Genomic DNA, 10,083 nt, shown 5'->3' with positions numbered 1-10,083 from the left:
GGTCAGCACCACCGATATCGACGGGGAACACCACGCCGAATACCGCACCCCCACCGGCGCGGTCTACCACTCCACCGCCCCACCACTACCCGGACCACCAGTACGCCGACGACTCAGCCTCATCGAAGGCCAACTCAGCATCGACCTGGTTACTTTCGACGCCGCCTGACGCCGAGTCGGGCACGTCGGTGGCCAGCGGGTGGCCGCTACATTGGGCACATGGCCACCACTTTTGCCGATGTCGCCGGATCCGAGTACGTCCTGCTGACCACATTCACCAAGGACGGCAGACCGAAGCCGACTGCCATCTGGGCCGTCGTCGACGGTGACCGCCTGATCGCCATCACACAGGAGAAATCCTGGAAGGTGAAGCGCATCCGCAACACCCCGCGGGTGACCATCGCCGAGTGTGATCGAAGTGGCAAGCCCAAGGGCGAGGCGGTCGAGGCCACCGCGGCGATCCTGGACAAGTCGACCAACGGCGCCACCTACGACGCACTCGGCAGGCGCTACGGCCTGCTCGGCAAGACCTTCAACTTCTTCTCGAAGCTGCGTGGCGGCATGGAGAAGAACGTCACGCTCGAACTGAGACCGGTGAACTGACCGCATGAACAAGTCGGCTCCCACGTTCAAAGACGTCTACGTCGAGAAGTACCTGTTGCTGACCACGTTCACCAAGGACGGGCGGCCGAAGCCGACCCCGGTATGGGGTGTGCCCGACGGGGACAAGCTGGTGATCAGTACCGACGACGGCTCCTGGAAGACCAAGCGGATCAACAACACCCCGCGGGTGACGATCCAGAAGTGTGGTGTCCTGGGCAAGCCCAAAGGTGAACCCGTTGAGGCGATCGCCCGAAATCTGCCGAAATCCGAGACCCGCCGGGTCTTCGACATGGTCACCAGGCGCTACTGGTGGCATGCGTGGTGGTGGGTACCGCAGGCGCTGCTACGCGGCGGCGTCGACAAGGTGCACGCCGCAATCGAGGTCGAGGCCGTGCCCGATGGCGGGCAGGGTTAGGAACCTTCAGCGCCGCCCGGCCGTTGGCAGGACATGGCGATGAGGCTGTTCTTGCTCTATGCGGTGGTTGAGCTGGCCGTGCTGGTCGCGTTGGCGTCGACGATCGGCTTCGGCTGGACGGTGCTGTTGATCGCCGGCGTGTTCCTGGTCGGTCTCGTGCTGGCAGGCTCACAGGTGCGCCGGCACATCCGGCGGCTGCAATCTGGGCTCACCGCGGCGAACGCCCAGGGGGCAGTCACCGACAGCCTGCTGGTCGCACTGGGTACGGTGCTCGTCGTGATTCCCGGTCTGGCCAGCTCTGTCCTCGGAGCGCTTCTGCTGCTCCCACCCACCCGCAAGGTGGCACGTCCGCTCGTCACCGCGATGGCCGCTCGCCGGGCCCCACTGATCGTCGGTGTCGGCACCATGGGCAGCGCCGCTGCCGGCGCGCGGGCAGGTCAGTCGTCTCGGCAGGGCCGAGGTGACTACATCGACGGCGAGGTCCTCGACGTCACCGATGTCACCGATGTCACAGACGTCACGAATCCGACCCACGTCGAACGACCCCGACTCCCGGAGTGACCACCACCACCCTTCTGCTCAACGGACGGGTGCACAGCCCCTCCATGCCGGACGCGACCGCGATGGCCGTGCGCGACGGCGTGGTCGTCTGGCTGGGCAGCGACGACGTCGGTCGCGGGCAGTTTCCCGGTGCCGCCGTGACCGACCTCGGCGGCGCTTTTGTCGCCCCGGCATTTGTGGACAGCCACGTACACACCACCGCAACCGGGCTGACACTGACCGGACTCGACCTGCGTCAGGCCACGTCGTTACGGCACTGCCTGGACCTGCTCGCCGGGTATGCTCGCTCCCGGCCTGACGGCGTGATCTGGGCACACGGCTGGGACGAATCGCGATGGCCGGAGGGTGCGGCGCCGAGCACCGCCGACGTGGATACCGCCGTCGGTGACCGGCCGGCCTACCTATCCCGCGTCGACGTGCACTCGGCGGCCGCGTCGACGGCGCTGCGGCGCGCCGCAGGTGTCGGCGACCGGGAACCACTCACCGCCGACGCGCACCACCTGGTACGCCGGGCCGCGCGCGAGGGCCTCAGCGCGGGCCAGCGACGCGATGCCCGGCAGGCTGCGCTCGACGCCGCGGCGGCCTCCGGCATCGTGGCCGTCCACGAATGTGCGGGTCCGAACATCGGTGGCCTCGACGACTGGGATGAACTGCGCGCCTTCGAACACGGCGTCGATGTGGTCGGTTACTGGGGTGAACAGGTCACCGATGCCGGGCAGGCGCGGGAGCTGGTCGAGAAGACCGGGGCCCACGGCCTCGCCGGCGACCTGTTCGTCGACGGTGCGCTGGGCTCGCGCACCGCCTGGCTGCACGAGCCCTACGCCGACGCCCCCGAGTGCTGCCCGGCACCGACCGGCAACAGCTATCTCAGCGCTGAAGCGGCCACCGCCCACCTCTCGGCCTGCACCGCGGCGGGCGTCACTGCGGGGTTCCACGTCATCGGCGATGCGGCGGTGACGGCCGTCGTCGAGGCGCTGGAAGCCGTCGTCGAGCGATTCGGCCAGGTCGCGGTGGCACGGTTGGGGCACCGCCTCGAGCACCTCGAGATGGTCACCGACGCACAAGCGGCCAAGCTCGGCAACTGGGGGGTGATCGCCAGCATGCAGCCCAACTTCGATGCGCTCTGGGGCGGCGACGCCGGGATGTACGCGCAGCGGCTCGGTAACGATCGCGCCAGTCGGTTGAACCCGTTCGCGCTGTTAGCATCCCAAGGCGTGCCACTCGCCTTCGGCTCCGACACCCCGGTGACCGACATGAACCCATGGGCCACCGTGCGTGCCGCGACGATGCACCACACCCCCGGCAGCGCCATCTCGGCCCGGGCCGCGTTCGCGGCGGCGACCCGTGGGGGCTGGCGCGCGGGCGGCGTGCGGGACGGTGTGATGGGCACCCTGGTGCCCGGCGCACCGGCTTCCTACGCCATCTGGGAGGCCGACGGGTTCGACGTGGCCGCCCCCGCCGATTCGGTCGCGCGTTGGTCCACCGACCCGCGTTCCCGGGTGCCGGTGCTACCGAGCCTCGATGACCGTCTGCCGCGGTGCAGGCAGACCGTGCACCGAGGTGCGGTCATCCATGGCTGACGCCGACCAACTCGCGACCACCGACCCCGACACCGGGCAGCCGTCGCGGATGTCGCGGTTCGGGCGGGCCGTGCTGGACCGCCTACCCGCGCTCAGCGCCACCATCGCCGCAGGTCTGGCGTTGTGTCTGAGCTTCCCGCCGTTCGGTTGGTGGTACGCCGCGATCCTGGCGTTCGCCCTACTGGGCTGGGTGCTGACCCGCAGCTCGACCACCGCCGTGGGCGGTCTGGGCTACGGGTTGCTGTTCGGACTCGCCTTCTACCTGCCGTTGCTGCCCTGGATCAGCGGGTTGGTCGGCGCCCTGCCCTGGGTGCTGCTCAGCCTTACAGAGGCGTTGTTCCCTGCGCTCTTCGCGTGCTTGGCGGTGTTGGTCCGCCGGGTGCCCGGTTGGCCGCTGTGGTTCGCCGGGCTGTGGTCGGCCCAGGAATGGCTCAAGTCAACGGTGCCGTTCGGCGGCTTCCCGTGGGGTGTCGTGGGATTCTCGCAGTCCGAGAGCCCGCTGCTACCGCTGGCACATTTCGGCGGGGTCCCGCTGGTCTCCTTCGCGGTGACGCTGACCGGGTTCGCCGTCGCGGCGATGACGCTGGAGGTCATCGGCTGGTGGCGACGGGACGCCGCGACCCGTGCGGCGGCGCCGCCCGCCGTCATTGTCCCGGGGTTGTGCATCAGCCTGGTGCTGTTGGCGACCGCGTTGGCGTGGCCGCAGGTCCGCCAGTCCGGTGCCGGTGGCAGTGATGCCGCGCCGGTGACGGTGGCAGCGGTACAGGGCAATGTTCCCCGGCTCGGCCTGGAGTTCAACGCGCAGCGCCGAGCCGTGCTCGACAACCACGTCCGGGAAACGCTGCGGTTGGCCGAGGACGTCAGGGCGGGGAGGGCAGCCCAGCCGATGCTGGTCGTGTGGCCGGAGAACTCCTCGGACATCGACCCGTTGGCCAACCAGGACGCTGCCCAGCAGATCTCCGCCGCCGCCGCCGCGATCGATGCCCCCATCCTGGTCGGCGGCGTGGTCGCCGCACCGGGCTATTCACGGGACAACCCGGTGTCGAACAACACGGTGATCGTGTGGAATCCCGGCACCGGTCCAACCGATCGCCATGACAAGCAGATCGTTCAGCCTTTCGGCGAGTATCTGCCGTGGCGCAGCTTCTTCAGTCGGTTGTCGCCGTACGCCGACCGCGCCGGTTACTTCATTCCCGGGCAGGGCAGCGGTGTGGTCACTGCCGCCGGGGTGCCGGTCGGCGTCACCACCTGCTGGGAGGTGATCTTCGATCGGGCGGCGCGCGAGTCGGTGCGCAACGGCGCTCAGGTACTCGCCGTGCCCACCAACAATGCCACCTTCGACGAGGCGATGAGTGAGCAACATCTGGCGTTCAGCCGGCTGCGTGCGGTCGAGCACGATCGCTTCGTCGTCGCTGCGGGAACCGTCGGCATCAGCGCGATCATCGCTCCCGACGGCCGGGAGCTGGCCCGCACCGAGTTCTTCGAACCCGCCTATCTCGACAAGCAGATCCGGTTGAAGACGTCGCTGACACCGGCGACTCGGTTCGGCCCGCTGGTCGAGGCCCTGCTCATCGGCGTCGGTGTCGCCGGGCTGCTCGGCGCGATGCTGCACAATGGATCATTCGTGTCTACAAGATCAAGGGGTCGGCGACGGACCGCCGACGACGGCAAAGGAGCCACATGAGCGTCCCCGGTGGCATCCCCGGAAGCCCTTCACACCGCCCGGAGCAGGACCCGGCTCAGCGTCCCAGTAGGCGGACGCTGGTCATCATCCCCACCTACAACGAGCGCGACAACCTCCCGCCGATCGTCGCCCGGGTGCACAGCGCGGCTCCTGAGGTGCACGTCCTGATCGTCGACGACGGCAGCCCGGACGGCACCGGCGCGCTTGCCGACGAGTTGGCGCTGGCCGATCCCGACCGCGTTCATGTCATGCACCGCACCTCGAAGGAAGGCCTGGGCGCGGCGTATCTCGCCGGGTTTGCGTGGGGACTGAACCGGCAGTACTCGGTGCTGGTGGAGATGGACGCCGACGGAAGCCACGCCCCCGAGGAACTCCACCGCCTGCTGGACGCGATCGACCAGGGTGCCGACCTGGTGATCGGCTCGCGCTACGTCGACGGCGGGCAGGTGCGTAACTGGCCCCGGCGCCGGCTCCTGCTGTCGCGCACCGCGAACGGCTATTCGCGCATCCTGCTCGGCGTCGATGTCCATGACATCACGGCGGGCTATCGCGCCTATCGGCGCGAAGTGCTAGAGAAGATCGATCTGTCGGCTGTCGATTCGAAGGGTTACGGCTTCCAGGTCGACCTGACGTGGCGGTCGATCAACGCGGGATTCACCGTCGTCGAAGTGCCGATCACCTTCGCCGAACGTGAGCACGGCGAATCGAAGATGGATGGGTCGACGATCCGCGAGGCGATCGTCAAGGTCGCGCAGTGGGGGGTGCGGGCCCGCATCGATCGTGCCCGCGGAATCGTGCGCTGACGCCGCTGGTGCGTCAGCCGCGGCCTCCGGCTAGCCCCGGCGGCGGGTCTTGATGATGTCGAGACGCTCCTTGAGCAACTCGTCGAGTTCCTCGACCGAGCGACGCTCCAGCAACATGTCCCAGTGGGTACGCGGCGGCTTGACCTTCTTCGGTTCGGGGACATCACCCTCGATCAGGGTCCCCTCCATGCCGTTGCGACACAGCCAGGTGCCGGGGATCTCGGCGTCGTCGGCGAACGGAACGTCGAATTCCTCGCCGTTGTCGGTGCGGTACCGGGCGACCTGACGGGGCGCCAAGTCGTGGTTGCGGTCCGTCTCGTAGCTCACGGCTCCGAGGCGGCTGCCTCTCAAGACACGATCAGCCATCGTCAACTCCTCAATAAACGCAATTCGTCCGGCTCAATCAACGCAGAGGTCCCTCGTAGAGTTCCCGACGCGACCTTCGATGATACCGGGATAGGTGCGACCCGCGGTTTACAGTCGGGCTTGTGACGTCCGTGACGCCTCAGGCACCCCCCAGCACTACCCGTAGACGACGTCCCCAGAGTTGCCGGTGGTGCGGCCGTGAAGTCGCCGACGCCGGGCTCGGCAGGCGACGGCAGTACTGCAGGCAGTCCTGCCGGCAGCGGGCCTACGAGCAGCGGGCACAGATCAAGGGCACCTCGGTGGCACCGGACTCGGTGGTGCTCAGCGCCGAGGAAGCCGCTGAACTGTCCGACCGGGTGTATCAGCTCAGGTGTGCGGCCGAGGACATGGCAACCGCCATCGACGAAGGGGCCGACCGCACCGAACTGCGTGCGCTCTGTGACGCGCTGATGCAGGTAGCCAGGGCCGCTGACGGCTGGCGGTGAGCTCGGCCAGCGGTACGCTTATCGCGATCTGTCCGCCTTTCTACGTCTTTCGAGGGTTCAGGTGACCCGTGTCGAGCGCTGAGCCAACTTCTGCTGCGGCGTCACGTTCGTGGCGCTGGGACGATTTTGTGCTCGACACCGGACGCTACGAGCTGCGCTCCGGCGACACGGTGATCCGGGTGGAACCCCAGGTTTTCGACGTGCTGACCCAGTTGGTGAGCAACCACGAGCGCTTCGTCAGCAAGGAGGAGTTGTTCGACGCGGTGTGGGGTGGCCGGTTCGTCGGGGAGGCAGCGCTGACCAGCCGGATCAAGGCGGTCAGGCGAGCACTCGGTGATGACGGGGAGTCGCAGCGCTACATCCGCACCGTCCGCGGCCGCGGGTACCAGTTCGTCGGCACGCTGCGCGCCGACCCCGAACAGCAACCCCCGCCGCCGCCGGAACCCGAACTGCCGCGCCAGCACATCGCGTTCTGCCGTGCCTCTGACGGTGTGCGGCTGGCCTACGCCGTCACGGGCGAAGGGCCCCCGTTGGTGCGGGCGGCGAACTGGATGACCCACCTGGGCTACGACACCGAGAGTCCCGTGTGGCGGCACTGGGTGTGTGAGATGTCGTTGCGGCACAAGTTCATCCGCTACGACGAGCGAGGTTGCGGGCTATCGGACTGGGACGCGGGGGAGTTCGGCTTCGAGGACTGGGTGGCCGATCTGGAATCGGTGGTCGAGGCGCTCGGTCTGGAACGGTTCCCCTTGCTGGGGGTGTCCCAGGGGGGCGCAGTGGCGGTGGCCTACGCGGCACGCCATCCCGAGCGGGTGACGCGGTTGGTGTTGTCAGGCGCCTATGCGCGAGGTCGGGCCGTGCGCGCGATGACCGAGGACGAAAAGCGGGCCGCTGCCCTGGATCTGGACCTGGCGAGGGTCGGGTGGGGCCGTGACGATCCGGCGTTCCGGCAGGTGTTCGCGGCGCAGTTCATTCCCGACGGCACGCGGGCTGACTGGGCCGCGTTCGACCAGTTGCAGCGCCGCACGACCTCTCCGGAGAATGCGGTCCGGTTCCTGGAAGAGTTCGGGCGCATCGACGTTCGCGACCAGGCCGGCCAGGTCCAGTGCCCGACGCTGATCTTGCACTCCCGTGACGACCATCGGGTCCCGATGCGCTTCGGCGAGGAGTTGGCGGCGTTGATCCCGGATTCGAACCTGGTGGCGTTGTCGAGCAACAACCACCTGTTGACCGCCGACGAACCGGCGTGGCGGGTGTTCTGCGAGGAGGTCGAGACGTTCCTCGCGGTCTGAACGCACCGGCCGGGCCGATCTCCCCACAATCTCCATGCAATCTTCATGCACCGCAGCGGCAGCGCGGCCATCCTGATCTCATGAAAAAACACATTCAACCCCTGATCGTGGGAATCGGCGCGCTCTTCGCTCTCGGCCTGGTGCCGGGCTGCTCGGGCGGCTCATCGACGGAGGCGACGTCGTCGCCGGCGGCTCCGCCGGAAACCTCCACCGCCGCCGAGGTTCCGGCCTCGGCGCGCTACATGGCCGACATGACGGCCCCCGGCGGCGAGACGATGACGATCGGCATCAGCGTCGACGGCTCCGAAGTCGCCGCGTACGCGTGCAACGGAACCGATGACGAGGCATGGTTCTTCGGCAACCAGACAGCCGGCGCGATCGACATCAAGTCGAAGTTCCGGGACACCCTCAAAGCCGACATCGACGGAGACGTCGCCACCGGCGAGGTCATGATGGACGGTGTCGAATACGACTTCACCGCCAATGCCGTGTCGGGTCTGGCCGGGATGTACACCGCCGAGGCCGACGGTGTGCGCGCCTCCTGGGTGGTGCGGCCGGACGGCTCGGCGACCGGGGTCCAGTTCAGCGGCTTCTCCGAAGGCGACCGCAACTTCGATCCGTTCAACCTGGACGAATTCAGCGACTTCGATGTCCGCAACGACGTCCGCCCCCGGCGCAACCTCGGGCCCGCGGCTCCGATCGAATTCCCGAACAACCGCCCGCAGTCGAGCATCAACGGCACCCCGGTGACCCCGTCGCTGATGACCGGGACGACCCGGTTCGGCTGACCCGCGGCGCACCTCACGCCGATCGACCGTTCGCGGCCAGGCCGGTGGGACATCACGTCACTGAACGGTGACTCGTCCTGCCGTCCTGGCCGCTTTGTCGTGCACCCGTTCCGCAAAAGTGTCGCCCGGGCACCCTGATGAGGTAGAAGCTGAGGGGTGGAGGCTTGGTTCGAGCGCAGTCCGTTCGTCGGTTTCGTCCCGTGGATCATCTACTGGGTGGTCGCCGACGGGCCGAGCACATGGATGTTCGGCGCGATCTGCGCGGTGCTCGCAGTGCTGATCATGGGCGTGTCGGCCGGGTTCGGGGAACTGCGGTTGCTCGACATCGTCACCGTCGTGTTCTTCATCGGCGTGACGATCGTGGCCGCCATCGTCGGCGCGCAGGACCGCGACTGGATGGACACCCACGCGACCGCGCTGTCCAGCGGGGTGCTGGCCGTGATGGCGCTGGGGTCGTTGGCGTTCGAGCCGTTCACCGCGCAGTATGCGCCGCCCTCGGCGCCACGGGAGGAATGGGAGACGGTGGCCTTCCGGCGCACCAACCAGGTGCTGACCCTGATGTGGGCGCTGGTGTTCGCGTTGATCGCGGTACTGGGTTATGTTGCGGTCGCCTCGCCGGCGACGGTGCACTGGACCAAGGCCGTGATCCCCGTCGTGGTGATCGTCGGGGCCGTGGGCATGACACAGATCTATCCGCGGCAAGCCAGGGACAGGGCCCGCCCCGAGACCGCCTGAGCTCAGCAGCTGAACATCGCCCCGGTCTGCGGCGGTGGCGGCACCGACACGAGGCAGCCGAACGGCACGACGCCGTCGGTGCTGATCTGGACGGCCGACCGATGTGCGTAGTTCACGCAGAACAGACCGGCCGCATCGCTGCGGCAGCGATTGTCGGCGAACGCCAGTGTCTGCCCGTCGGCGAGCAGCGGCCCGACACCTTTGATGAACGGGCCGGGATCGCCGCGCAGGGAGCCGATCTGCACGTTCGTCCCGGGATAATCGATCCAGCCCGGCTTCCACATGCCCTCGGCGCCGGTGGGACGGGGCGCGGGGGAGGCCAGTTCGACCAGGCACGTCAGGGCGCCCTCGTTGTACGCTGCATCGGTCAGGCACTGCGTCGTCTCGCCGGATGCGCCCGACGGCGCAGTGAACGCGATGTCGTCCCCGAGGCGGGTGATCGTGCCATCGAGATAGGCCTCGTGAAAGGCGCCCGGGTCGGTGGCGGTGCCGGCCTCGATCCAGGCGATGACTTCTTCGATCGGCGCGCTGTCCCCCGGTGGTCGGTCGGCGGCGGCGGTCGGCGGTGGGGTTGTCGGGGTGCTCGACGTGCTGCTGGGGGGTGCGGTTGAGACGGAATCCGACGGTTCGGCCTCGCCTCCCACCGACTGGGAACAGGCCGCCACGAGCGCAGTGGCCGCTATCAGGCCTGCAATCCGCATCCAGTCAGGCTAGTGGCTCGACACGCGTTACCTGGTCAGGCGGGCCGGGCAGGAGTTCGCTACCGTCAGC

General features: G+C 68.2%; 12 protein-coding genes and 1 pseudogene. 11 read left to right on the top strand and 2 right to left on the bottom strand.

The genetic code is table 11. From position 1 onward, the window contains the following. The 7 genes and pseudogenes from BEMPMBAN_RS28005 to BEMPMBAN_RS27975 form a co-directional block, all read left to right on the top strand. Positions 1-169 (top strand): annotated as a pseudogene (locus BEMPMBAN_RS28005) (HNH endonuclease); the annotation flags it as partial. A 50-nt stretch (positions 170-219) separates the two neighbouring features. Continuing rightward, entirely contained in the window at positions 220-603 is a 384-nt protein-coding gene (locus BEMPMBAN_RS28000) for a PPOX class F420-dependent oxidoreductase (protein ID WP_159234748.1), read from the top strand. Positions 604-607: 4 nt separating this feature from the next. Next, the gene (locus BEMPMBAN_RS27995; RefSeq protein ID WP_159234747.1) at positions 608-1,018 is read left to right on the top strand and encodes a PPOX class F420-dependent oxidoreductase; all 411 of its coding nucleotides are present in this window, start codon (positions 608-610) and stop codon (positions 1,016-1,018) included. Positions 1,019-1,051: 33 nt separating this feature from the next. Continuing rightward, the gene (locus BEMPMBAN_RS27990) at positions 1,052-1,579 is read left to right on the top strand and encodes an FxsA family protein (protein ID WP_159234746.1); all 528 of its coding nucleotides are present in this window, start codon (positions 1,052-1,054) and stop codon (positions 1,577-1,579) included. Between the two features lie 44 nt (positions 1,580-1,623). Then, positions 1,624-3,159 (top strand): amidohydrolase, encoded by a 1,536-nt coding sequence (locus BEMPMBAN_RS27985; protein ID WP_159234753.1) that lies wholly within the window; start codon positions 1,624-1,626, stop codon positions 3,157-3,159. Next, positions 3,152-4,843 carry an apolipoprotein N-acyltransferase gene (gene lnt / locus BEMPMBAN_RS27980; protein ID WP_159234745.1) on the top strand — a complete coding sequence of 564 codons (1,692 nt, stop codon included), beginning with the start codon at positions 3,152-3,154 and terminating at the stop codon, positions 4,841-4,843. Before BEMPMBAN_RS27985 ends, lnt begins: the two co-directional genes overlap by 8 nt. Then, a complete protein-coding gene (locus BEMPMBAN_RS27975; RefSeq protein WP_159234744.1) occupies positions 4,840-5,646 on the top strand; it encodes a polyprenol monophosphomannose synthase in 807 nt (268 codons plus the stop codon). Before lnt ends, BEMPMBAN_RS27975 begins: the two co-directional genes overlap by 4 nt. A 30-nt stretch (positions 5,647-5,676) precedes the next feature. Here BEMPMBAN_RS27975 and rbpA read toward each other — a convergent pair whose 3' ends face one another. Next, positions 5,677-6,012 carry an RNA polymerase-binding protein RbpA gene (rbpA, locus tag BEMPMBAN_RS27970; RefSeq protein WP_159234743.1) on the bottom strand — a complete coding sequence of 112 codons (336 nt, stop codon included), beginning with the start codon at positions 6,010-6,012 and terminating at the stop codon, positions 5,677-5,679. A gap of 131 nt (positions 6,013-6,143) precedes the next feature. Between rbpA and BEMPMBAN_RS27965 the strand changes: the two genes are divergently transcribed. From BEMPMBAN_RS27965 to BEMPMBAN_RS27950, 4 genes are all read left to right on the top strand, one after another. Further along, positions 6,144-6,497 (top strand): hypothetical protein, encoded by a 354-nt coding sequence (locus BEMPMBAN_RS27965; protein WP_425295017.1) that lies wholly within the window; start codon positions 6,144-6,146, stop codon positions 6,495-6,497. A gap of 68 nt (positions 6,498-6,565) precedes the next feature. Then, on the top strand, positions 6,566-7,789 hold the full coding sequence (locus tag BEMPMBAN_RS27960) for an alpha/beta hydrolase (protein ID WP_159234741.1): 1,224 nt from the start codon (positions 6,566-6,568) through the stop codon (positions 7,787-7,789). Between the two features lie 80 nt (positions 7,790-7,869). Continuing rightward, the gene (locus BEMPMBAN_RS27955; protein WP_159234740.1) at positions 7,870-8,577 is read left to right on the top strand and encodes a hypothetical protein; all 708 of its coding nucleotides are present in this window, start codon (positions 7,870-7,872) and stop codon (positions 8,575-8,577) included. A 156-nt stretch (positions 8,578-8,733) separates the two neighbouring features. Then, entirely contained in the window at positions 8,734-9,312 is a 579-nt protein-coding gene (locus BEMPMBAN_RS27950; RefSeq protein WP_159234739.1) for a DUF3159 domain-containing protein, read from the top strand. A gap of 2 nt (positions 9,313-9,314) precedes the next feature. On the opposite strand, the gene BEMPMBAN_RS27945 is transcribed toward BEMPMBAN_RS27950, so the two are convergent. Continuing rightward, positions 9,315-10,013 carry a hypothetical protein gene (locus tag BEMPMBAN_RS27945; protein ID WP_159234738.1) on the bottom strand — a complete coding sequence of 233 codons (699 nt, stop codon included), beginning with the start codon at positions 10,011-10,013 and terminating at the stop codon, positions 9,315-9,317. Positions 10,014-10,083 lie beyond the last annotated feature (70 nt).

This window comes from Mycolicibacterium austroafricanum (assembly GCF_902705885.1).
Lineage (GTDB): Bacteria > Actinomycetota > Actinomycetes > Mycobacteriales > Mycobacteriaceae > Mycobacterium > Mycobacterium vanbaalenii_A.
This window is presented reverse-complemented; position numbering and strand designations above follow the sequence as displayed.

Bases quoted from the DNA above. Each gene is read 5' to 3' on its own strand.
- lnt (WP_159234745.1), top strand. From the start codon at position 3,152: ATGGCTGACGCCGACCAACTCGCGACCACCGACCCCGACACCGGGCAG.
- BEMPMBAN_RS28000 (WP_159234748.1), top strand. From the start codon at position 220: ATGGCCACCACTTTTGCCGATGTCGCCGGATCCGAGTACGTCCTGCTG.
- BEMPMBAN_RS27990 (WP_159234746.1), top strand. From the start codon at position 1,052: ATGGCGATGAGGCTGTTCTTGCTCTATGCGGTGGTTGAGCTGGCCGTG.
- rbpA (WP_159234743.1), bottom strand. From the start codon at position 6,012: ATGGCTGATCGTGTCTTGAGAGGCAGCCGCCTCGGAGCCGTGAGCTAC.
- BEMPMBAN_RS27975 (WP_159234744.1), top strand. From the start codon at position 4,840: ATGAGCGTCCCCGGTGGCATCCCCGGAAGCCCTTCACACCGCCCGGAG.
- BEMPMBAN_RS27955 (WP_159234740.1), top strand. From the start codon at position 7,870: ATGAAAAAACACATTCAACCCCTGATCGTGGGAATCGGCGCGCTCTTC.
- BEMPMBAN_RS27985 (WP_159234753.1), top strand. From the start codon at position 1,624: ATGCCGGACGCGACCGCGATGGCCGTGCGCGACGGCGTGGTCGTCTGG.
- BEMPMBAN_RS27995 (WP_159234747.1), top strand. From the start codon at position 608: ATGAACAAGTCGGCTCCCACGTTCAAAGACGTCTACGTCGAGAAGTAC.
- BEMPMBAN_RS27945 (WP_159234738.1), bottom strand. From the start codon at position 10,013: ATGCGGATTGCAGGCCTGATAGCGGCCACTGCGCTCGTGGCGGCCTGT.